Origin of the sequence: Alicycliphilus denitrificans K601 (assembly GCF_000204645.1) — a bacterium.
GTDB classification, from domain to species: domain Bacteria; phylum Pseudomonadota; class Gammaproteobacteria; order Burkholderiales; family Burkholderiaceae_C; genus Alicycliphilus; species Alicycliphilus denitrificans.
Genome location: NC_015422.1, coordinates 2203852 through 2224620, shown reverse-complemented (window position 1 = coordinate 2224620; position 20769 = coordinate 2203852). Strand labels below are relative to the sequence as shown.

At 69.6% G+C, this 20769-nt stretch carries 18 protein-coding genes and 1 riboswitch; of the genes, 11 read left to right on the top strand and 7 right to left on the bottom strand.

The window, feature by feature from the left end:
* The first annotated feature begins 403 nt into the window (after nucleotides 1-403).
* The 3 genes from ALIDE2_RS10605 to nrdR all read left to right on the top strand — a co-directional run bounded on the left by ALIDE2_RS10605 (nucleotide 404) and on the right by nrdR (nucleotide 3177).
* Nucleotides 404-1216 carry a lytic transglycosylase domain-containing protein gene (locus tag ALIDE2_RS10605; RefSeq protein WP_013722057.1) on the top strand — a complete coding sequence of 271 codons (813 nt, stop codon included), beginning with the start codon at nucleotides 404-406 and terminating at the stop codon, nucleotides 1214-1216.
* A 43-nt stretch (nucleotides 1217-1259) separates the two neighbouring features.
* A riboswitch (ZMP/ZTP riboswitch) is annotated at nucleotides 1260-1421 on the top strand.
* Nucleotides 1422-1457: 36 nt separating this feature from the next.
* A complete protein-coding gene (gene glyA, locus ALIDE2_RS10600) occupies nucleotides 1458-2702 on the top strand; it encodes a serine hydroxymethyltransferase (protein WP_013518768.1) in 1245 nt (414 codons plus the stop codon).
* 25 nt (nucleotides 2703-2727) lie between these two features.
* Nucleotides 2728-3177, top strand: a complete 450-nt coding sequence (nrdR, locus tag ALIDE2_RS10595; protein ID WP_013518767.1) for a transcriptional regulator NrdR — start codon at nucleotides 2728-2730, stop codon at nucleotides 3175-3177.
* A gap of 61 nt (nucleotides 3178-3238) precedes the next feature.
* Here nrdR and aroC read toward each other — a convergent pair whose 3' ends face one another.
* Both aroC and ALIDE2_RS10585 read right to left on the bottom strand, forming a co-directional pair.
* A complete protein-coding gene (aroC, locus tag ALIDE2_RS10590) occupies nucleotides 3239-4333 on the bottom strand; it encodes a chorismate synthase (protein ID WP_013518766.1) in 1095 nt (364 codons plus the stop codon).
* A gap of 93 nt (nucleotides 4334-4426) precedes the next feature.
* On the bottom strand, nucleotides 4427-4882 hold the full coding sequence (locus ALIDE2_RS10585) for a CBS domain-containing protein (protein ID WP_013518765.1): 456 nt from the start codon (nucleotides 4880-4882) through the stop codon (nucleotides 4427-4429).
* A gap of 115 nt (nucleotides 4883-4997) precedes the next feature.
* Between ALIDE2_RS10585 and ALIDE2_RS10580 the strand changes: the two genes are divergently transcribed.
* The 3 genes from ALIDE2_RS10580 to ALIDE2_RS10570 all read left to right on the top strand — a co-directional run bounded on the left by ALIDE2_RS10580 (nucleotide 4998) and on the right by ALIDE2_RS10570 (nucleotide 10040).
* Nucleotides 4998-6299, top strand: a complete 1302-nt coding sequence (locus ALIDE2_RS10580) for an O-acetylhomoserine aminocarboxypropyltransferase (protein WP_013518764.1) — start codon at nucleotides 4998-5000, stop codon at nucleotides 6297-6299.
* A complete protein-coding gene (locus ALIDE2_RS10575) occupies nucleotides 6299-7105 on the top strand; it encodes an alpha/beta fold hydrolase (RefSeq protein ID WP_013518763.1) in 807 nt (268 codons plus the stop codon). The genes ALIDE2_RS10580 and ALIDE2_RS10575 overlap by 1 nt, the downstream gene beginning before the upstream one ends.
* Nucleotides 7106-7283: 178 nt before the next feature.
* On the top strand, nucleotides 7284-10040 hold the full coding sequence (locus ALIDE2_RS10570) for a cation-transporting P-type ATPase (RefSeq protein ID WP_013722056.1): 2757 nt from the start codon (nucleotides 7284-7286) through the stop codon (nucleotides 10038-10040).
* Here ALIDE2_RS10570 and ALIDE2_RS10565 read toward each other — a convergent pair.
* Nucleotides 10012-10737 carry an HAD family hydrolase gene (locus tag ALIDE2_RS10565; RefSeq protein ID WP_013518761.1) on the bottom strand — a complete coding sequence of 242 codons (726 nt, stop codon included), beginning with the start codon at nucleotides 10735-10737 and terminating at the stop codon, nucleotides 10012-10014. The two genes, ALIDE2_RS10570 and ALIDE2_RS10565, sit on opposite strands and share 29 nt — an antisense overlap.
* Before the next feature lie 18 nt (nucleotides 10738-10755).
* On the opposite strand from ALIDE2_RS10565, the gene hemH reads away from it, so the two are divergent.
* The 5 genes from hemH (at nucleotide 10756) to ALIDE2_RS10545 (ending at nucleotide 14955) form a co-directional block, all read left to right on the top strand.
* Nucleotides 10756-11751 (top strand): ferrochelatase, encoded by a 996-nt coding sequence (hemH, locus tag ALIDE2_RS10560; protein ID WP_013518760.1) that lies wholly within the window; start codon nucleotides 10756-10758, stop codon nucleotides 11749-11751.
* A gap of 114 nt (nucleotides 11752-11865) precedes the next feature.
* A complete protein-coding gene (locus tag ALIDE2_RS10555; protein ID WP_013518759.1) occupies nucleotides 11866-12810 on the top strand; it encodes a sulfurtransferase in 945 nt (314 codons plus the stop codon).
* A gap of 94 nt (nucleotides 12811-12904) precedes the next feature.
* Entirely contained in the window at nucleotides 12905-14002 is a 1098-nt protein-coding gene (locus ALIDE2_RS10550) for a YeeE/YedE thiosulfate transporter family protein (protein WP_013518758.1), read from the top strand.
* Between the two features lie 13 nt (nucleotides 14003-14015).
* A complete protein-coding gene (locus tag ALIDE2_RS25275) occupies nucleotides 14016-14183 on the top strand; it encodes a hypothetical protein (protein WP_013518757.1) in 168 nt (55 codons plus the stop codon).
* A 184-nt stretch (nucleotides 14184-14367) separates the two neighbouring features.
* Nucleotides 14368-14955 carry a BPSL1445 family SYLF domain-containing lipoprotein gene (locus tag ALIDE2_RS10545; RefSeq protein WP_013518756.1) on the top strand — a complete coding sequence of 196 codons (588 nt, stop codon included), beginning with the start codon at nucleotides 14368-14370 and terminating at the stop codon, nucleotides 14953-14955.
* A gap of 317 nt (nucleotides 14956-15272) precedes the next feature.
* On the opposite strand, the gene ALIDE2_RS10540 is transcribed toward ALIDE2_RS10545, so the two are convergent.
* The 4 genes from ALIDE2_RS10540 to ALIDE2_RS10525 all read right to left on the bottom strand — a co-directional run bounded on the left by ALIDE2_RS10540 (nucleotide 15273) and on the right by ALIDE2_RS10525 (nucleotide 20707).
* Entirely contained in the window at nucleotides 15273-17462 is a 2190-nt protein-coding gene (locus ALIDE2_RS10540) for a 3-hydroxybutyrate oligomer hydrolase family protein (RefSeq protein ID WP_013518755.1), read from the bottom strand.
* Between the two features lie 65 nt (nucleotides 17463-17527).
* Entirely contained in the window at nucleotides 17528-19057 is a 1530-nt protein-coding gene (locus ALIDE2_RS10535; RefSeq protein ID WP_013722055.1) for a tripartite tricarboxylate transporter permease, read from the bottom strand.
* Nucleotides 19057-19611 carry a tripartite tricarboxylate transporter TctB family protein gene (locus ALIDE2_RS10530; RefSeq protein WP_013518753.1) on the bottom strand — a complete coding sequence of 185 codons (555 nt, stop codon included), beginning with the start codon at nucleotides 19609-19611 and terminating at the stop codon, nucleotides 19057-19059. Before ALIDE2_RS10530 ends, ALIDE2_RS10535 begins: the two co-directional genes overlap by 1 nt.
* Nucleotides 19612-19747: 136 nt before the next feature.
* A complete protein-coding gene (locus tag ALIDE2_RS10525; protein WP_013518752.1) occupies nucleotides 19748-20707 on the bottom strand; it encodes a Bug family tripartite tricarboxylate transporter substrate binding protein in 960 nt (319 codons plus the stop codon).
* Nucleotides 20708-20769 lie beyond the last annotated feature (62 nt).

The window sequence follows — 20769 nt, the reverse complement described above, 5'->3', positions numbered from 1 at the left end:
TCTCCAACAGCTTTCATCAATGGCGACGGTGCGTCGATTGCAAGTTTCATTTCGCGGTGTTTGCTGCGTTCGATTACAGCGCCTCCTTTGCGCCCGAAATGCCTGTTTTCGCACTTATGCACAGTGTTGTAATTATTTTTTTGTATTAAAAATATGTTTATTAGTGTTGACTATGCATTTAGTGAACTCCTAGAATCCGCCAGCCTTCAAAACACAGGTCCGTAATAACCCTAACCGGCTCCCGACGCCGGCTACGACAGTCCGCAAGTTCCCATGGCATAGCCGGCCATGGCACGGGCTGGATGGCATACCAGCCCAGGCAAAGAGACCTGGCAAAACCGAGTCCGCCCGAGCGCCTCTGCAGGCGCCGCGCCTTCCGGGACTCGACTCAGAAAGGAAAGCTATGACAGCGTCAGGAAAAGTCATTGCCGGCGTGCGCACAGTCATCGCCGATGTGGTCAATGGTCTTCTTGAAGTGACCCATAACGGCTTCGCCCTGCTCGGGTTGGTCGTCGTCTTCGCGGCCGTCACGCTGACGGCGCGCCCGGACCTGCGCCAGATCGGCGAGGACGAGCTGCGCGGCTGGCTGCATGCACGCCAGGTCGCCGAGGACGGCTTCCCGCTGGAGCCGGCCGCAAGCGACCGCGCAATGGCCATCAATCCCAGCGAGCTGCCGCGCGAGCAGGCGGCCGTGGCCTACTGGCTCAGCAAGAAATACCGCGTGGCGCCCGAGCCCCTGGCGGCCCTGGTGACCGAGGCCTACGAGATCGGCTCGCGCACCAAGCTCGATCCGACGCTGATCCTGGCCATCATCGCCGTGGAGTCGAGCTTCAACCCGTTCGCGCAAAGCGCTGTCGGCGCGCAGGGCCTGATGCAGGTGATGACCCGCGTGCACACCGATAAGTACGAGGGCTTCGGCGGCCAGCTCGCCGCGTTCGACCCCGTGGCCAACCTGCGCGTGGGCGTGAAGGTGCTGCAGGAATGCATAGCGCGTGCTGGCTCGCTCGAAGGCGGCCTGCGCTACTACGTGGGTGCCGCCAACCTCCCGGACGACGGCGGCTACGTGGCCAAGGTGCTGGCCGAGCATTTCCGCCTGCGCCAGGTGGCGGGCGAGCGCAAGGCCGCGAAGCCGGTGCTGTCCACCAAGGCCCCGGCGGCGCCCGAGACCGCGCAGCCCGCGGGCGAGAAAGTGGCCCTGCTCGACGGCGGAGTCTGAGGCCGCGCCGGCGCCATAGGGGACGGGCGCCGTCAGCTACACTAGCGGGGTACGCAACTGGCGATAGGCGCGCAAGGCCCATGGGCCCCGCCGCTGACGTGGAGACCGGCAGAAAGCCCTGTTTTTCTGCAAACCACTGGGGAGCGTGCCGCGCGGATGAGCAGCCAAGCCCCGCAGCGATCCGTCGTTCGCCTGGGCAGCCCTTGATTGCCAAGGGACACTGAGAGTTCATAGGACTGCCATGTATCAACGCAATATTCTTGTCGAACAAACCGATCCCGAGGTGTGGGCCGCCATCCAGGCCGAGAACCGCCGCCAGGAAGAGCACATCGAGCTGATTGCCAGCGAGAACTACGCCTCCCCCGCCGTCATGGCCGCGCAGGGTTCGCAACTGACCAACAAGTACGCCGAGGGCTACCCGGGCAAGCGCTACTACGGCGGCTGCGAGAACGTGGACGTGATCGAGCAGTTGGCCATCGACCGCATCAAGCAGCTCTTCGGCGCCGAGGCCGCCAACGTGCAGCCCAACTCGGGCTCGCAGGCCAACCAGGCCGTGCTGATGGCCTTCCTCAAGCCCGGCGACACCATCCTGGGCATGAGCCTGGCCGAGGGCGGCCACCTCACGCACGGCATGGCGCTGAACATGAGCGGCAAGTGGTTCAACGTGGTCTCCTACGGCCTCAACGAGAAGGAAGAGATCGACTACGACGCGTTCGAGGCCAAGGCCCGCGAGCATCGCCCCAAGCTCATCATCGGCGGCGCATCGGCCTACGCGCTGCGCATCGACTTCGAGCGCATGGCGCGCGTCGCGAAGGAAGTCGGCGCCATCTTCTGGGTGGACATCGCCCACTACGCGGGCCTGGTGGTCGCAGGCGAGTACCCCAACCCCGTGCCGCATGCCGACGTGGTGACCTCCACCACGCACAAGAGCCTGCGCGGCCCGCGCGGCGGCATCATCCTCATGAAGGCCGAGCACGAGAAGGCCATCAACTCCGCGATCTTCCCCGGCCTGCAGGGCGGCCCGCTGGAGCACGTGATCGCCGCGAAGGCCGTGGCCTTCAAGGAGGCGCTGTCGCCCGAGTTCAAGGCGTACCAGCAGCAGGTGGCGAAGAACGCCAAGGTGTTCGCCGAGACGCTGACCCAGCGCGGCCTGCGCATCGTCAGCGGCCGCACCGAGAGCCACGTGATGCTGGTGGACCTGCGCGCCAAGGGCATCACCGGCAAGGCCGCCGAGGCGGCGCTGGGCAAGGCCCACATCACCATCAACAAGAACGCCATCCCCAACGACCCCGAGAAGCCCATGGTGACCAGCGGCATCCGCGTGGGCACGCCCGCCATCACCACGCGCGGCTTCAAGGAGGAGGAAACCCGCATCACCGCCAACCTGCTGGCGGACGTGCTGGAGAACCCCGACGACGAGGCGCATCTGGCCGCCGTGCGCGCCAAGGTCAACGCGCTGACCAGCCGCTTCCCGGTCTACCGCTGATCGCGCGAGCGCAGGCGCTGCCGCGATGAAGTGCCCCTTCTGCAGCCACCAGGACACCCAGGTCATCGAGACCCGGGTGTCCGAGGACGGGGACTGCATCCGCCGCAGGCGCCAGTGCGGCGCCTGCGAAAAGCGCTTCACCACCTATGAGCGGCCGGAAGTCAACTTCCCCGCCGTTGTCAAGAAGGACGGCCGCCGCGTCGAATACGACCGCCACAAGCTGCTCGGCTCCTTCAAGCTGGCGCTGCGCAAGCGCCCGGTGAGCACGGTGCAGATCGATTCGGCCATCGAGCGCATCGAGGAGAAGCTGCTGCACTTGGGCCAGCGCGAGGTGATCTCCAGCCGCATCGGCGAGCTGGTCATGCGCGAGCTCAAGAAGCTCGACAAGGTGGCCTACATACGCTACGCCAGCGTGTACCGCAGCTTCGAGGACATCGACGAGTTCCGCGCGCTCGTCGACGAAGTACGCAAGTAAAGACGCTATTCTTCAGATAGCTGCCAGCGCTTGTCCATCAAGCGCTGGAGCCTTTTTTCATTCAAATACTGGCGGGAATGGGCGGCACCGCCTGCCGCACGTCGCCGCACTGCGCGCGCTGGCGCAGCGCGTGGTCCATGAGCACCAGCGCGAGCAGCGCCTCGGCGATCGGGGCGGCGCGTATGCCGACGCAGGGATCGTGGCGGCCGCGGGTCACGACCTCGGTGCTCCGGCCGTGGACGTCGATGGATTCGCGCGGGCTGATGATGGAGCTCGTCGGCTTGATGGCGAGCTGCACCTCGATGTCCTGCCCCGTGCTGATGCCGCCCAGCACCCCGCCCGCGTTGTTGCCGGCGAAGCCCTGGGGCGTAAGCGAGTCGCCGTGCGTGGTGCCGCGCTGGGCCACGCTGGCGAAGCCGGCGCCGATCTCCACGCCCTTGACTGCGTTCAGGCCCATCATCGCGTGGGCGATGTCCGCGTCGAGCTTGTCGTAGAGCGGCTCGCCCAGCCCCACGGGCACGCCGGTGGCCTGCACGCGGAGGCGCGCGCCGCAGGAGTCGCCGCTCTTGCGCAGCGCGTCCATGTAGTCCTCGTAGGCCTGCACGTCGGCCACGGGGGCGAAGAAGGGGTTGTTCGGCACATGCTCCCAGTTCTCGAACGGGATGGGCAGTTCGCCCAGCTGCGCCATGCAGGCGCGAAAGCGCGTGCCGTACGTCTCGGCCAGCCACTTTTTGGCAACGGCGCCGGCCGCCACGGTGGGCGCCGTCAGGCGCGCGGACGAGCGCCCGCCGCCGCGCGGGTCGCGCAGGCCGTACTTGTGCCAGTAGGCGTAGTCGGCATGGCCCGGGCGGAAGCTCTGGGCGATGTCGCCGTAGTCCTTGCTGCGCTGGTCCTGGTTGCGGATCAGGAGCGCGATCGGCGTGCCAGTGGTCCTGCCCTCGTAGACGCCCGAGAGGATCTCCACCGCGTCGGGCTCGTTCCGCTGCGTGACGTGGCGGCTGGTGCCGGGGCGGCGCCGGTCCAGGTCGGCCTGGATGTCGGCCTCGCAAAGCGCCATGCCGGGCGGGCAGCCGTCGATCACGCAGCCGATCGCCGGGCCATGGGATTCACCGAAGTTGGTGACGCAGAAAAGGGTGCCAAGTGTGTTGCCGCTCATAGGGGCGTGATTATCCCAGAGCGGTTGCAGCTATGAAATAAATAGCTGCCAGCACTTGCTAAACAAGCGCTGACGGCCAATCCGGCGTGAAAGTCAATTCGCGGGGGGCGATTCTTCCTGCGGCCAGTCACGGATGTAGGCCTTGAGCAGCTTGTTCTCGAAGTTCTGGCTGTCCACCACGGCCTTGGCCACGTCGTAGAAGCTCACCACACCCATGAGCATGCGCTTGTCCATCACCGGCATGTAGCGCGCGTGCTGGCCCAGCATCATGCGGCGCACCTCGTCCATGTCGGTCTCCAGCGTGCAGGTCAGCGGCGCGTCGTCCATCGCCGAGCGCACCAGCATCGTGCCCACGGAGCCGCCGTTCTTCACCAGCACCTGGATCACCTCGCGGAAGGTCAGCATGCCCACGAGGTCGCCGTGCTCCATGACCACCAGCGAGCCTATGTCCCTCTCGGCCATGGTCTGCACCGCGCAGGCGAGTGGCTCGTCGGGGTGCACGGTGTAGAGGGTGTTGCCTTTGAGGCGCAGGATGTCGCTGACTTTCATGCTGGGGTATCTCCGAATGGTTCTGCAGGCGCTGCGTGCAGCCCCCTATCCGCGGGGAAATATAGCCCACAAATAGCCCACAATGGCGCGCAGGTTCACCACTTTGGAGATATGGATGCCCGGATACACCGACCCCGGCTTCGACACACTCGCGCTGCACGCGGGCGCGCGGCCCGATCCCGCCACGGGGGCGCGTGCCGTGCCCATCCACCTGACGACCTCGTTCGTCTTCGATTCGAGCGACCATGCCGCTGCCCTGTTCAACATGGAGCGTCCCGGCCATGTGTACAGCCGCATCAGCAACCCCACGAATGCCGTGCTGGAGCAGCGCGTGGCCGCGCTCGAAGGTGGCGTGGGCGCGATCGCCACGGCCAGCGGCCAGGCGGCGCTGCACCTGGCGGTCTGCACGCTGATGGGCGCGGGCGGGCACATCGTGGCCAGCACGGCCCTCTACGGCGGGTCGCAGAACCTGCTCAACTACACGCTGCGGCGCTTCGGCATAGAGACCAGCTTCGTCAAGCCCGGCGACCTCGCCGGCTGGCGCGCAGCCGTGCGGCCCAACACGCGCCTCTTCTTCGGAGAGACCGTGGGCAACCCAGGGCTGGAGGTGCTGGACATTCCCGCCGTGTCGCAGATCGCCCACGAGGCCGGCGTGCCGCTGCTGGTGGACTCCACCCTCACCTCGCCCTGGCTCATCAGGCCCCTGGAGCATGGCGCGGACCTGGTCTACCACTCGGCCACCAAGTTCCTCTCGGGCCACGGCACGGTGATCGGCGGCGTGCTGGTCGATGGCGGCAGCTTCGACTGGGAGGCCTCGGGACGCTTTCCCGAGCTGACGCAGGCCTACGACGGTTTCCACGGCATGGTGTTCGCCGAGGAGAGCACCGTGGGCGCCTTCCTGCTGCGCGCGCGCCGCGAGGGCCTGCGCGACTTCGGCGCCTGCATGAGCCCGCACACGGCCTGGCTGATCCTGCAGGGCATAGAGACCCTGCCGCTGCGCATGGAGCGCCACATGCGCAACACCGAGCGCGTGGTGCAGTTCCTGGCCAGCCATCCGTTCGTGGCGCGCGTGGGCCACCCGCTGCTCGAATCGCACCCCGGCCACCAGCTTGCGCAGCGGCTTCTGCCGCGCGGCGCAGGCTCGGTGTTCAGCTTCGACCTCAAGGGCAGCCGCGGGCAGGGCAAGAAGTTCATCGAGGCGCTCAAGCTCTTCTCCCACCTGGCCAACGTGGGCGACTGTCGCAGCCTGGTGATCCACCCGGCCAGTACCACGCACCACCGCCTGGACGACGAGGCGCTGGCCGCAGCCGGCATAGGCCAGGGCACGATACGCCTGTCGATCGGGCTGGAGGACGCCGGCGACCTGATCGACGACCTGCAGCGCGCGCTCAAGGCCGCAGAAAAAGCGGGGGCGTGATGTACGTCGACGTCAACGGCGCACGGACCTACTGCTACACCGGCGGCAAGCCCCTGGAGCCGGGCAGGCCGACGGTGGTGTTCATCCACGGCGTGCTCAACGACCACAGCGTCTGGGCGCTGCAAAGCCGCTACCTGGCCCACAATGGCTGGAACGTGCTGGCCGTGGACCTGCCCGGCCACAGCAAGAGCGCGGGCGAGGCGCCCGCCAGCGTGGAGCAGGCGGCCGGCTTCGTCGTCGCCCTGCTCGACGCGCTAGGCATCCAGCGGGCGGCGCTGGTGGGCCACAGCTGGGGCTCGCTGATCGCGCTGGAAGCCGCCGCCCGCCTGGGCGCGCGTGCGAGCCACCTGGCGCTGGTGGGCACGGCCTACCCGATGAAAGTCTCGCCGGCGCTCATCGAGTCCTCTCTGCACGAGCCCGAGAAGGCGCTGCGCATGGTCAACACGTTCTCGCGCAGCACCCTCGCCCCGCCGCTAGGGGCGGGCTTCTGGGTCTATGGCGCGGGCATGGCCCTGGGCCGGCGCGTGCTGCGCAGCAACCCGCAGGTCAACGTGTTCCACCGCGGCTTCGTGGCCTGCGACAGCTATGCGGGCGGCGAGCAGGCCATCGCGGCCATCCAATGCCCGGTGCTGTTCGTGCTGGGCACGCTGGACCAGATGACGCACCCGAAGGCCGCGCAGGGACTGATCCAGGCCGCGCGCGCCGCGGGCAGGCAGGTGCAGGTCGCGCAGCTGCCCGTGGGGCACCACCAGATGAGCGAGGCGCCGGACGAGACGCTGCTTGCATTGCGCGATTTTCTGACATGAATCAAAATGGGCTGTAACGCCCGTCCAGCAAGCGCTGACAGCTACTCATTCGATAGTATCCGCCCTTTGATGGCGGCCGTTTCCCGCCCCATATGCCGGGGCATTGCCGCGCCACGCATGCCCGCGCCCTAGACTGGGCCGCAACCATCCGCGTGGCCCGGCGTGCGCAGCGCCGGGCATGCGCTCCCGCATGCCGACGACGACGCCCACCGAACACCGCGACACGCCCTGGCACGCCCTGCCCGCAAGCGCCATCGCGGAGCGCCTGGCCACCGACGCGCGGTACGGCCTGCCCCACGCCGAGACCGCCCTCCGCCTGGCCCGGCACGGCCCCAACCGCCTGCCCGCGCCGCCGCGCCGGCCCGCGTGGCGGCGGCTGCTGGCGCAGTTCCACAACATGCTGATCTACGTGATGCTGGCCTCGGCCGCCATCACCGGCGCGCTGGGCCACTGGATCGACACGGGCGTGCTGCTGGGCGCGGTAGTCATCAACGCCGTCCTCGGCTTCGTGCAGGAGGGCAAGGCCGAGTCGGCGCTCGACGCGATCCGGCGCATGCTCTCGCCGCAGGCCACGGTGCTGCGCGGGGGCGAGCGGCAGCTGGTCGCGGCCGAGCAGCTCGTGCCAGGCGACATCGTGCTGCTCGCCTCGGGCGACAAGGTGCCGGCCGACCTGCGGATCCTCTCGGCCAAGAGCCTGCGCGCCGACGAGGCGGCGCTCACGGGCGAATCGGTGCCCAGCGACAAGAGCGAAGCCGCAGTGGCCGAGGACGCGCCGCTGGGCGACCGCCACTGCATGCTCTATTCGGGCACGCTGGTGGCCGCGGGCACGGCCGTGGGCGCGGTGGCCGCCACGGGCACGCGCACCGAACTGGGACGCATCGGCGCGCTGCTGGCGCAGGTGGAGCCGGGCACCACGCCGCTCCTGAGCCAGATCGCGCGGTTCAGCCGCTGGCTGGCGGCGGCCATCCTGCTGTTCGTGGCCGTGACCTTCGTCATCGGTGTGCTCTGGCGCGGGCAGGCGCCCTCCGACATGTTCATGATGGCCGTGGCGCTCGCCGCATCGGCCATCCCCGAGGGGCTTCCCGCCATCATGACCATCACGCTGGCCCTCGGCGTGCGCCGCATGGCGCACCACCACGCGATCATCCGGCACCTGCCGGCGGTGGAGACGCTGGGCTCGGTCACCGTGATCTGCTCGGACAAGACCGGCACCCTCACCTGCAACGAGATGACGGTGCAGCGCGCGGTGACGGCCGACCGCGTGTACGAGGTGACGGGCAGCGGCTACGCGCCGCAGGGCGGCTTCCAGGTGGGCGGCATGAACGCGTCGCCCGCCGCCGACCCCGTGCTGCAGTCCATGGCCCGCGTGGCGCTGCTGTGCAACGACTCCGCGCTGAACCACGGCGCCGAGGGCTGGACGCTGACGGGCGACCCGACCGAGGGCGCACTGCTCGCCTTCGCCCTCAAGGCGGGGCTGGACGGCGCCGCCACCCACGCGGCGCTGCCGCGCATCGACGCGATCCCGTTCGAGTCCGAGCACCGCTTCATGGCCACGCTGCACCACGACCACGCGGGCCACGCGCTCATCCTGGTCAAGGGCGCGCCCGAGCGCGTACTCGACATGTGCAGCACGCAAAGCGCCCTGCAGCACGGCGAGCAGGGCTGCGCACCGCTCGACCACGACTACTGGCGCCGCGCCGCCAACGACTGCGCCGCGCGCGCCCTGCGCGTGCTGGCCATCGCCGCCAAGCGCGTGCCCGCGCAGCAGCACGCGCTCTCGTGGGACGACATGGAAGGCGGCTTCACCCTGCTGGGCATCCTGGGCAGCATGGACCCGCCGCGCCCCGAGGCCATGGCCGCCGTGGCCGAATGCCACGCGGCGGGCGTGCGCGTGAAGATGATCACCGGCGACCACGGCGAGACGGCGCGCGCCATCGGCGCGCAGCTGGGCATCGGCCTGGGGCGCCCCGCGCTCACGGGAGCCGAGATCGAGCTCATGGACGACAGCGCGCTGCGCGAGGTGGTGGACAGCGTTCATGTCTTCGCCCGCGCCAGCCCCGAGCACAAGATCCGCCTGGTGCAGGCCCTGCAGGCGCGCGGCGAGGTCGTCGCCATGACGGGCGACGGCGTGAACGACGCCCCGGCCTTGAAGCGCGCCGACGTGGGCGTGGCCATGGGCAGGAACGGCACCGAGGCCGCCAAGGACGCTGCCGCCATGGTGCTGGCCGACGACAACTTCGCCACCCTGGGCGCGGCCGTGCGCGAGGGCCGCGGCGTCTACGACAACGTGCGCAAGTTCATCCTGTTCATGCTGCCCACCAACGGCGGCGAGGCGCTCGTGGTGTTCTTCGCCATCGCATTCGCGCTGCAGCTGCCGCTCACCGCCGCGCAGGTGCTGTGGATCAACCTCGTCACCTCGGGCACGCTGGGCCTGGCGCTGGCTTTCGAGCCGACCGAGAGCGACGTGATGCGCCGCCCGCCGCGCGACCCGCGCGAATCGCTGCTTTCGGGCCCGTTCATATGGCGCGTGGTCATGGTGTCGCTGCTCATGGCCGGCGCCTCGCTCGGGCTGTTCCTGTGGGAGCTCTCGCGCGGCTCCAGCCTGGAGACCGCGCGCACCATGGCCGTCTGCGCCGTGGTCGCGGCCGAGATGTTCTACCTGTTCAACAGCCGCCACATCCTGCGCAGCGCGCTCACGCGCGAAGGGCTGCTGGGCAACCCGCAGGTGCTCATGGCGATCGCCGCGTGCGCGCTGCTGCAGCTGGCCTTCGTGCACGCGCCCTGGCTGCAGGCCGTGTTCGGCTCCACTGACCTGTCCCCTGGCGAATGGCTGCGCGTGCTGCTCTCGGGCGCGGTGGTGTTCGCGGCGGCGGAGCTGGAGAAGTGGGCGATGCGCCGCTCGCGCTCTACGCCAGCAGCCGACACAGCGCGCTGAGGCTGGGCACCGTGGCGTGCGGCGGCGCGCCCTCGTGCGGCCAGTCGGCGCCGACCGTGTTCAGCCACGCGGCCTGCATGCCGGCATCCAGCGCGCCGCGGGCGTCCAGCAGCGCATCGTCGCCCACGTGCAGCACCTGCCCGGGGGCCACCCCTGCGGCCTGCGCGCCCGCGTGGAAGATGCGCGCATCGGGCTTGGCCACGCCCAGCTGCGTGGCGCTCAGGCTGGCCTTGAAATAGCGCCCGATGCCGATGCGGTGCACGTCGGCATTGCCGTTGGAGACGGCCACTACCGGCCAGCGCGTGGCCATGAAGTCGAGCGCCGCGAGCGCATCGTCGAACAGGTCCACGCGCTGGCGCTCGGCGAAGAAGAACTCGAACGCGGGCTCAGCGAGCAGCGGGTCGTCGCCCGCCTGCGCGAGCGCCATGCGGATCGACTCGCGCCGCAGCGCGCTCAGGTCGTGCCGCAGGTCGGGCCGCAGCGTCTCCATGCGCTGGCGGATGGCGCGCAGCGCCTGAGCGTCGGAGAACAGCGCCGCCGTGGCGGGCGCGTGCGCGGCCAGCCAGCCGGCCAGCGCGGCCTCGGCCCGGGAGATGGCGGGCCACACAGGCCAGAGCGTGTCGTCCAGATCGAGGGTGATGGCGCGGATGCGCGGCAGATCGAGGGTGTGTGCATTCGTCATCAGGCGGTGAAGCATAGGCCACAATCGCCCCCCATGCCTTCTCCCGCCACCGCCATCCTGCTGTGCAACCTGGGTACGCCCGACGCCCCCACCGCGCCCGCGCTGCGCCGCTACCTGGCCCAGTTCCTGAGCGACCCGCGCGTGGTGGAGATTCCGCGCGCGGCATGGCTGCCCATCCTGCACGGCATCATCCTGCGCACGCGGCCCGCCCAATCCGCCGCCAAGTACCAGACGATCTGGACGCCCGATGGCTCTCCCCTGGCCGTGTGGACAAACAAGCAGGCCGTGATGCTGCGCGGCTGGCTCGGCGAAGCCGGCGCACAGGTACAAGTGCTGCCCGCCATGCGCTACGGCCGGCCCGCCATCGGCGCACAGCTGCAGGCCCTGCAGGCCGAGGGCGTCAAGCGCGTGCTGGTGCTGCCGCTGTACCCGCAGTACTCGGGCACCACCACCGCCAGCGTGGTGGACGACGTGGCCGCCTGGACGCGCCGCCAACGCCACTTCCCCGAACTGCGCTTCGTGAACGACTACCACGATGACCCCGGCTATGTCGCCTCGCTGGCCGCCAGCGTGCGCGCCCATTGGCAGCGCGAGGGCGGCCCGGCCGACAAGCTGGTGATGAGCTTTCACGGCATACCCGAGCGCAACGTGCGCCTGGGTGACCCCTATGCCGACCAGTGCCGCACCACCGCGCGCCTGCTGGCCGAGGCGCTGGGCCTGGCGCCCGAGCAGTACCAGCTCACGTTCCAGTCGCGCTTCGGCAAGGCCCGCTGGCTGGAGCCCTATACCGAGCCCACGCTGGTGGCGCTGGCCCAGGCCGGCACGCGCCGCGTGGACGTGATGTGCCCCGGCTTCACCGGCGACTGCCTGGAGACGCTGGAAGAGATCAACCAGGAGGCGCGCCACGCCTTCCTGCAGGCGGGCGGGCAGGAGTTCCGCTACATCCCCTGCCTGAACGACAGCCACGCCTGGATCACGGCACTCAGCCGTATCGCGCAGCGGCACCTGGCAGGCTGGCCGGACATGTAGCGGCGCGCCCTTATCACCATCACGCATAAGAACAATCCGATTCTGTCGTTGATCTGCGGCAAGGGCGCAAAGACAATCGCGGACAGTCTCTCTATTTGCCGTCCAGGATCCGCCATGAAAAAACTATTCGCCATCGCCGTATTCGCCGCGGCCGCCCATGCCGGCTGGGCCGCCCAGCCGCTGCTGACGCCGGCCGAGCTCAGCGCCCAGACGGCGCAGCCCACGCCGCCGCGCGTGATCGACATCCGCGACCCCGCCAGCTACGGCGCCCAGCACATCCCCGGCGCCGTGAACGCCCCCTACGGCAAGTGGCGCGGCCCGGCCAGCAACCCTGGCGAGCTGCCGGACACGCCCAAGCTCACCGAGCTGGTGCAGTCGCTGGGCCTGACGCCCGGCACCCATGCAGTCGTCGTCTCGACCGGCTCCGACACCACCGACTTCGGCGCCGCGGCGCGCGTGTACTGGACGCTGAAGCTGCTGGGGCTCAAGGAGCTGTCCATCCTTAACGGCGGCATGAAGGCCTGGAGCGACGCCAAGCTCGCGCAGGACGCGGCCGTGCCCCAGGTGGCGCGCAGCGCCTACCAGCCCCAGATCGACGCCAGCCTGCTGGCCACGCGCGACGACGTGGGCCAGCACGTGCAGCTGAACAACGCCGCGCTCGTGGACTCGCGCCCCGACGCGTTCTACCAGGGCAAGGTGCGCGCGCCCGCGGCCAAGCTCGCCGGCACCCTGCCCGGCGCGCAGCAGCTCGACTTCAACCAGTGGTTCGTGCCCGGCACCACCACCTTCGTGGACAAGGCCACGGCCCAGAAGATCGCCGCCAAGGTCAAGCGCGAGCAGGGCCAGGACATGGTGGCCTTCTGCAACACCGGCCACTGGGCCGCGACCGACTGGTTCGGCCTGTCCGAGATCGCGGGCCTGCCCGGCGTGAAGCTGTACGCTGGCTCCATGGTGGACTGGACCCAGTCCAAGGATGCGCCGCCCATGGCCAACCAGCCCAGCCGCTTCGAGGCACTGGCCTACGACGCCAAGCAGTGGTGGGAGCGCAAGACCAAGTAAGCCAGCCGCTAAAAGCAGCATCGTTTATAGTCAAAACGGCTGCCAGCGCTTGATGGTCAAGCGCTGGCAGCTCTCTTTTTTATAGACCATTCACATGAAACGACTCCCCCTCGCGGCCGTACTGGCCGTTTTCACGGGCTGGCTGCTGTGGAGCGTGTCCGCGCGCCAGGCCGCGCTGTTCGTCGTGGGCCTGGGCCTGGGCGCGGTGCTGGCCGGCCAGCGCTTCGGCTTCACCACCGGCTGGCGCATGCTCATCGAGGACAAGGACGCCAGCGGCGTCATGGGCCAGCTCCTGCTGCTGGCGCTGGCCGCGGCCCTGGCCATGCCGCTGCTGGGCCATTACCCCGAGCTCACGGCCGCGCTCGGCCCGCCCAGCGTCAGCCTGCTGGTGGGTGCGTTCGTGTTCGGCCTGTGCATGCAGATAGCAGACGGCTGCGGCAGCGGCACGCTGTACAAGGCCGGCCTGGGCATTCCCATGAACGCCGCCATCCTGCCGCTGTTCGCGCTGGGCAGCTTCCTGGGCTCGCTGCACCTGGGCTTCTGGCTCGACCTGGGGCGCTCCCAGCCGGTGGGCCTGGTCGGCCAGTTCGGCTGGGAGCGGGCGCTGCTCATCACCCTGGCGGCGCTGGCCGCCGTGGCCGTGGCCGTGGGCTGGTACGTGCGCCGCGCCAGCGCCGCGGCAGGCCAGGCGCCCAGGCCGCTGGTGGTGCGCAAATGGATGGTGGGCGCGGTGCTGCTGGCAGTGCTGGCCACGCTGAACCTGGTCATCGCCGGCCAGCCCTGGGGCGTGGTCTACGGCTTCGGCCTGTGGGCAGCCAAGCTGGCCCAGGCCAGCGGCGCGGCCGACCTGGCGCACAACTGGTTCTGGAGCCAGCCGGGCAACGCCGCGCGGCTGCACGAAACGGTGCTCATGGACGTGACCAGCATCACCAACATCGGCATCCTCGGCGGCGCGCTGTGGGTGTCCGCCGGCAAGCCCGCGAACGCCCGGCCCCTGAACGGCACGCAATGGGCCGTGGCCCTCATCGCCGGGCTGGCTCTGGGCTACAGCTCGCGCCTGGCCTTCGGCTGCAACGTGGGCGCCATGCTGTCGGGCATTTCCACGGGCAGTATCCACGGCTGGATCTGGGTGCCGCTGGCCTTCGCGGGCACCATCTTCGGGCTGCGCATCCGCCGCCATTTCGGCTTCTGACCAGGACCACCCCATGACGAGACACACCACACTGCGCCTGGTCTTCTGGGCCGCGCTCGCCGCCTTCCTGGCCTGGGACTGGTCCAGCTCCAAGCCCGTGGACCTGCGCCTGGAGCCGCCGCTGATAGCCGCCGGATCGGGCCAGGCCGCGGCGGGCGGGCATTGCTCCATGCCCGACTGACTGTTCCCGCCCCCACATGCGAGAAGGCCTCCCTGCGGAGGCCTTTTTCGTTTGGTCTGGCAGAGTGGCCCGAAGGTGAGAGGAATGTAGGCCGAAAGCGCGACTTGCGCCCTCCGCGTCCCCGGAGCAGGCACCGCGCACTATCCTGCGGACACCGACGACACACTCGAAAAGGAAGGTCCGTATGAACCAGAAGATCTCGCTGCGCACAGCCGCGACCGCCGCCATGGTGGCGGCCGCCAGCCTGTCCATGATGGCCTGCACGGCCACCAAGCCCGACACCCAGGCCGCGCCGCGCGCGGATTCCACATCGCTCGATACGCGCGTCAATGCGGCGCTGGAGCGCCTGTACCAGACCGCGCCCGGATCGCGCGATCAGGTGCGCCGCGCCAAGGGCGTGCTGGTGTTCCCATCGGTGATCGGCGGCAGCTTCATCGTGGGCGTGGAGCATGGCCGTGGCGTGCTGCGCGTGCAGGGCCGGGACCGGGGCCAGTACAGCACCACGGCGGCATCGGTGGGCTGGCAGGCCGGCGGCCAGTCGCGCGCCGTGATCTACGTGTTCAACACGCAGGAGGCTTTGGACAAGTTCCTTGCCAGCGACGGCTGGTCCGCGGGCGTGGACGCCACCGTCGCCGTCGGCCGCGTGGGCGCCAGCGGCAGCGTGGACACCAACACGGCCGAAACCCCGGTGACCGGCTACGTGCTCAACAACCTGGGGCTCGAGGCGGGCATATCCCTGCAGGGCTCCAAGATCACCCGCATCCGCGACTGACGGGCTGGCTGCGCGGCAGCCGGCCCCATCCCGATCCGGCACGCCGGCCCTTCGTGGCCCGTGCCGGTTTCTCTTTCAGCCTAGAAACGGCAGTTGTACGCGCCCGCCAATGCCGTGATCGGCGTGCCAGGCAAGGCGCAAACCGCAGCAATGGCTTTGCCATTGCGAGGATTTGCAACGCCGCATCGCGCGCCAAGCGCGGTGCTGGCGGGTGCGTAGCGCTGTTCACCTCACAGGCGAGAGTCAGCGAAGCAGCAAAACTCAGTGTTCATGCGGCTCTCGTGAAGATGGCAAGCGGTCAACTACCGTTTCTAGGTTCAGCGCGGCACGGTGATGGAGGTGCCGCTGAAGCCGATCTGGTCGGCCGCTGCGGGCGTGGCCACGAAGGGCGGCACGTTGGCCGCCGTGATGGCGGGCGCCGCGCCCGGCGCGCCGCCGCGCGGCGTGGTGCGCACCACCTGGCTGGCTGGGAGCTGCGCGCCGCTCTTGAGGTGCGCCCACATCGCGTCCATGGCCTGGTTGAAGTACGGGTGCAGCGGCACGAAGCGCGTGTCGAAGCCCGGAAGCGGCAGGAAGGCGTCGAAGTGCTGGCCATTCACGACCTCGATGTAGCGCAGCTTGCTGGCTGCGCCTTCGATGGTGCGGTTGAGCGCCGCATAGGCGCGCGCGTTGTTGTTCACGGGCACCAGCGCGTCGCTGCGGCCCGCGACGATGATGGCCGGCTTGCCGCGCAGGTTGGCGCTGTGCAGCACCTCGGCGATACCGGCGCGCACCTTGTCGCTGTCGGCCTTGGTGGGCGTGCTCGCGGCAGTGAGCGCGGCGCCCGTCACCGGGTTCCTGCCGCTGACCAGCGCGTGCTGGCACAGTGCGTTGTCCAGCCCGAAGTCAGCCACGCCCGTCGATGCCGACACCGCGAACTGCCAGGCCTTGGCCCCGCCCTGCGAGTCGTTGTAGATCACCGTGGCCGGCGCGCCATTGGCCGTGCCGTTGGCCGTGGCGAAGCTCTGCGCCAGCGCGGCGGGCGCGGCGGCGGCCACGTCGCCGGTGAGGGGGCTGGCCGCCGCGAAGCTGGTGTTGCACAGGTTGGCATCGGCGCCAAAGCGGCCATAGGCCATGGGGTACATGGCCGACAGGATGGGGCCGTTGCCCAGGCCGTAGTGGGCGTTGTGCATGGTGTCGTTGTCCTCCGTCCAGCCGTAGGCGCGCAGCTTGGCCAGCGCATCTGCGGCGCGCTCGGCCGTGGTGGCGCCGCTGACCAGGCCCTTGGCCGCCAGGCCGTCGCAGCGTGCCGTGGCGCGCGCGGTCATGCCGGCCAGGCCGATGAAGTTGTAGTACGACACCTCCGTCAGCGCTGCGGCGGACGCCAGCGCCGCGCAGGGCTGGTAGATGTTGCCCCAGGTGGTGTATTCGGCCAGGGTCCTGCCGTAGCCCGTGACCGACGCACCGCCGAACCGGATGCCATAGCCCGCGGTGGCCGGCATCTCGGTCACGGGCTCGGAGGCCACCACGCCGTCGATCAGGCCGTCGCCGTCCTGCTCGGCCGCGCGCAGCGATGCCGCGCCGCCATTGGAGGCCGAGCCCGCGATCACCAGCGTGTTGGCCTTGGTGAACGGCACGGGATTGGCGACCGTGCCGTAGCGTGCATTCAGCACATAGAGCGCATAGCGGCCCGCGGCCAGCGTGTCGCTGCCCCAGTCCTTCTCGGGGTTCTGCTGCGAATGCGCGTGCTTGATGGCGATGCGGTTGGGAAAGGCAGCGTCGTAGGCGGCGCGCGCCGCGTCGCTCAGGGCGGCGGCAAAGAAGCCCAGGGCACCTGCGGCTGTGCGCGTGGCGCGCGTGCCGTCGATCTTGTTGACCGTGTCGTCGGCCAGGTTGTGCAGGCCCACGCCCTTGCCCGCGTCGGTCAGCGCCACGGCGCAGCCCTTCTTGAGGCCCCATTCGCCCGCCGTGCCAATGGCGCCATACACGCCGCGCGAGCCCGACGAGGCGCCGAGCACGATGCAGGGGTTGCTGGCGCTGAAACTGTCGGGCACCTGCACGGCGATCACGGTCTGCTTGCGGCCGGAGCCGTCGTCGAGCACGGCCACGTATTCGCGGCCCGGGATCAAGCCCTCGCCGGCAGTCACCCGGCCGTCGGCCGTGACGTTGGGGCCGTAGAGCAGGCCGTAGCCGCCGCCCGGCATGGGGTCCAGGATGCCGCGGTAGTTGGAATACAGCGCATTGCGGCGCAGCTCGGCCGCGGTGGGGTTGGCCGGGTCGGCATAGGCCGGCGCGGCAGCGGCGCCCAGGCCCGTCTTGCCTATGCCGCCCGTCAGCAGGTCCTGCGTTTGCGCCGTCGCGCCCGTGCCTGCGACAGTGGCAGGGTACACGGTGGCGCTGATTTCCTTGATGCCCTGTGGCAAGTCGTTGGAGGGCCGCGAAGAGCCCCCGCCGCAGGCCGCCAGGGCAACCCCCGCGAGGGCCGCCATGGCCCAGCGCGCCAATCCCATCCGTTCGTTCGATCGCATGCCGTCTCCTTGGTTTGCGTGATGGAGCGCCAAGGATAAGCGGGCGCAACGGCGGCGGGAACCCGTCAGACGATGTCGTCGGCCGACTGGTGGTGCCGCGCCAGGTTGCGCTCGGCCCAGCGGCGCAGCACGCGCGGCACGATGAGCACGGCCAGCACGATGACGATCAGTGCCAGCGACATGGGACGCTGCAGGAAGATCCACCAGCTGCCCTCGCCGATGGAGACGGCGTTGCGCATCTGCGCCTCGGCCAGGGGCCCCAGGATCATGCCCACCACCACCGGCGCGGTGGGGAAGTCGAAGCGCCGCATGAGCACGCCCAGCAGGCCAATGGCGTAGAGCAGGAACAGGTCGAACGTGCTCTGGCGCATGCCGTAGGCGCCCACGGTGGCAAAGATCAGGATGCCCGCGTACAGCTGCGGGCGCGGGATCTTCAGGAGCTTCACCCACAGGCCCACCATGGGCAGGTTCAGCACCAGCAGCATGATGTTGCCGATGTACAGCGACGCGATCAGCGCCCACACCAGCGCCGCCGAGCTGGAGAACAGCTGCGGCCCGGGGTTGATGCCGTAGTTCTGGAACGCGCCCAGCAGCACGGCCGTGGTGTTGCTGGTGGGAATGCCCAACGTGAGCAGCGGGATCAGCGCCGCCGTCACCGTGGCGTTGTTCGCGGCCTCGGGGCCGGCCACGCCCTCGATCGCGCCCTTGGTGCCGAACTCGGCCTTGTCCTCGCCCTTGGCGAGCTTCTTCTCGGTGGCGTAGCTCAGGAAGGTCGGGATCTCGGTGCCCCCGGCGGGTATGCAGCCGAACGGCGTGCCGATGAGGGTGCCGCGCAGCCAGGCGGGCACCGAGCGCTTCCAGTCGCGCGCCGTCATGTACACGCGCGTGAGCTTGTTCTGCGACTCCTCCACCCTGCCCTCGTAGAGCGCGGCGTAGAGCACCTCGGCCACGGCGAACAGGCCCACGGCCACGAGCACGATGTCGATGCCGTCGAGCAGCTCCATCTTGCCCCCGGTGTAGCGCGCCGCGCCCGAGATCTGGTCCATGCCCACGCAGCCCAGGGCCAGGCCGATGAACAGCGCCGTCATGCCGCGCAGGCTGCTCTGGCCGAGCACGGCGCTGACGGTGGTGAAGGCCAGCACCATGAGCATGAAGTACTCGGGCGGGCCGAGCTTGACCGCGAACTCGGCCACCGAGGGCGCGAACAGCGTCACCACCACGGTGGCCACGGTGCCGGCCACGAACGAGCCGATGGCCGCCGTGGCCAGCGCCGCGCCCGCGCGGCCGCTCTTGGCCATCTTGTTGCCCTCCATGGCCGTGACCATGCTGGCCGTCTCGCCCGGGGTGTTGAGCAGGATGGAGGTGGTGGAGCCCCCGTACATGGCGCCGTAGTAGATGCCCGCGAAGAAGATCATCGAGGCCGTCATGTCCACCTTGGAGGTGATGGGCAGCAGCATGGCCACGGCCACGGCCGGGCCGATGCCCGGCAGCACGCCCACGGCCGTGCCCAGGGCGCAGCCCACCAGAGCCCACAGCAGGTTGGCCGGCGAGATCGCCGTGGCGAAGCCCGCCATCAATGCGTCGAAGATCTCCATTACAGCCACCCTGTATTAGTGAGCCCCGGCAGGTTGATGGCCAGGAATTGCGTGAACAGCCAGAACACCGGCGCCGAGATCGCCAGGCCCGTGAGCACGTCCACAGCCAGCGCACGCGGCGCCAGCCGCCCCGTCTGCCCGTTGGCGCGGCGCAGGCCCTGCACGGCCAGCGCGTAGCACAGCGTGCAGCCTAGGATGAAGCCCAGATCGACGATGAGGGCCGCGTTCAGCAGCAGCCCGGCCGTGACCCAGGCGAACGGCCCGAGCGCGGCGCGCGGCGCACCGCCCGGGTCAGCCGCCTGGCGGTAGCCGCCCGTGAGCGCCTCGCGGATCAGCAGCACGCCGCACAGGCCCAGCACCGCGGCGCACACCCAGGGCAGGAAGTTGGGGCCCACGCCGCCGTAGCCGGCGTCGCCCGGAATCTGCAACGCGCCAAAGGCCATGCCGGCGGCCACCAGCACCACGGCCGCGCCCACGGCGGCCTGCCAGAACGGGGACGGCACGCTGCCCGCGTCGGCGGCAGCAGGATCGGAAGAAGGGGCAAGCTCTGACATGGCTGCAGCCTCCAGGGAAAGAAGCGGCGCCGCATCCGGGCGCCGGAGAATTAAAAAAACGCAGGAAACGCCCGCCGGTCGGACGCCAGCAGCTATCGAAGCCGCAGCAACCCGGCCCGCGGGCGGCGCCGGACGGTCAGACCATGCCGGACTTGACCATGGTGGCGCGCAGGCTCGCGAACTCCTGGTCCACGAAGTTGGCGAACTCGTCGCCGGCCAGCCAGGCGGGCGTCCAGTCGTTCTTCTGGATCGCCTCGGCCCAGGCCTTGCTCTTGACGGCCTTCTCCACCATGGCGGTCAGAGCCTTGCGCTGCTCGGCCGTGATGCCGGGCGCGCCGTACACGCCGCGCCAGTTGCCGATCTCCACGTTGATGCCCTGCTCCTTGAGCGTGGGGATGTTCAGGCCCTTGAGGCGCTGGGGCGAGGTCACGCCGATGGGCTTCATCTTGCCCGCGGTGATGTACTCGGCGAACTCGCTGTAGCCGCTGCCGCCCACGGTCACGTTGCCGCCCAGGATGGCGGCCGTGGCCTCTCCGCCCCCGCGGAAGGCCACGTAGTTGATCTTGGCCGGGTCCACGCCCACCTCGCGCGCGATCATGGCCGCGGCGATGTGCTCGGTGGAGCCGCGCGAGCCGCCGCCCCACTTCACGCTGCCCGGGTCCTTCTTGAGCTGGGCCACCACGTCGGCCATGGTCTTGAAGGGCGAGTTGGCGGGCAGCACGAAGACGTTGTACTCGCTCGTCAGGCGCGCGATCGGCGTGGCCTGGCTCAGGTTCACCGGCGGCTTGCCGGTGATGATGCCGCCCAGCATCACTGCGCCCATCACCATCAGCGCGTTCGGGTCGCCCTTGCTTCCGTTGATGAACTGCGCCAAGCCAATGGCGCCGGCCGCGCCGCCCTTGTTGTCGTAGGTGACGCTGGAGGCCACGCCCGCGTCCTGCAGCGCCTTGCCCAGGGCGCGGCCCGTGGTGTCCCAGCCGCCGCCGGGGTTGGCGGGCAGCATCATCTTGATGGCCACTGCGGCCTGTGCCGACAGCGGCAGGCTGCCCGCGGCGGCCAGGGCCGCCAGGGATTTCAGGAAGGTGTCGCGACGCATACCGGTCTCCTTGCTTGTAAGAAAAGAACGATGAACGGCGCGATGATGCGCGGGCAAGCTGT

What these genes read in the sequence shown, in the direction of transcription:
- ALIDE2_RS10585 (WP_013518765.1), bottom strand. Translation starts at nt 4,882, where the DNA reads ATGAAAGTCAGCGACATCCTGCGCCTCAAAGGCAACACCCTCTACACC.
- glyA (WP_013518768.1), top strand. Translation starts at nt 1,458, where the DNA reads ATGTATCAACGCAATATTCTTGTCGAACAAACCGATCCCGAGGTGTGG.
- ALIDE2_RS10545 (WP_013518756.1), top strand. Translation starts at nt 14,368, where the DNA reads ATGAACCAGAAGATCTCGCTGCGCACAGCCGCGACCGCCGCCATGGTG.
- aroC (WP_013518766.1), bottom strand. Translation starts at nt 4,333, where the DNA reads ATGAGCGGCAACACACTTGGCACCCTTTTCTGCGTCACCAACTTCGGT.
- ALIDE2_RS10550 (WP_013518758.1), top strand. Translation starts at nt 12,905, where the DNA reads ATGAAACGACTCCCCCTCGCGGCCGTACTGGCCGTTTTCACGGGCTGG.
- ALIDE2_RS10575 (WP_013518763.1), top strand. Translation starts at nt 6,299, where the DNA reads ATGTACGTCGACGTCAACGGCGCACGGACCTACTGCTACACCGGCGGC.
- ALIDE2_RS10540 (WP_013518755.1), bottom strand. Translation starts at nt 17,462, where the DNA reads ATGCGATCGAACGAACGGATGGGATTGGCGCGCTGGGCCATGGCGGCC.
- hemH (WP_013518760.1), top strand. Translation starts at nt 10,756, where the DNA reads ATGCCTTCTCCCGCCACCGCCATCCTGCTGTGCAACCTGGGTACGCCC.
- ALIDE2_RS10530 (WP_013518753.1), bottom strand. Translation starts at nt 19,611, where the DNA reads ATGTCAGAGCTTGCCCCTTCTTCCGATCCTGCTGCCGCCGACGCGGGC.
- ALIDE2_RS10525 (WP_013518752.1), bottom strand. Translation starts at nt 20,707, where the DNA reads ATGCGTCGCGACACCTTCCTGAAATCCCTGGCGGCCCTGGCCGCCGCG.
- ALIDE2_RS10570 (WP_013722056.1), top strand. Translation starts at nt 7,284, where the DNA reads ATGCGCTCCCGCATGCCGACGACGACGCCCACCGAACACCGCGACACG.
- ALIDE2_RS25275 (WP_013518757.1), top strand. Translation starts at nt 14,016, where the DNA reads ATGACGAGACACACCACACTGCGCCTGGTCTTCTGGGCCGCGCTCGCC.
- ALIDE2_RS10535 (WP_013722055.1), bottom strand. Translation starts at nt 19,057, where the DNA reads ATGGAGATCTTCGACGCATTGATGGCGGGCTTCGCCACGGCGATCTCG.
- nrdR (WP_013518767.1), top strand. Translation starts at nt 2,728, where the DNA reads ATGAAGTGCCCCTTCTGCAGCCACCAGGACACCCAGGTCATCGAGACC.
- ALIDE2_RS10605 (WP_013722057.1), top strand. Translation starts at nt 404, where the DNA reads ATGACAGCGTCAGGAAAAGTCATTGCCGGCGTGCGCACAGTCATCGCC.
- ALIDE2_RS10555 (WP_013518759.1), top strand. Translation starts at nt 11,866, where the DNA reads ATGAAAAAACTATTCGCCATCGCCGTATTCGCCGCGGCCGCCCATGCC.
- ALIDE2_RS10580 (WP_013518764.1), top strand. Translation starts at nt 4,998, where the DNA reads ATGCCCGGATACACCGACCCCGGCTTCGACACACTCGCGCTGCACGCG.
- ALIDE2_RS10565 (WP_013518761.1), bottom strand. Translation starts at nt 10,737, where the DNA reads ATGCTTCACCGCCTGATGACGAATGCACACACCCTCGATCTGCCGCGC.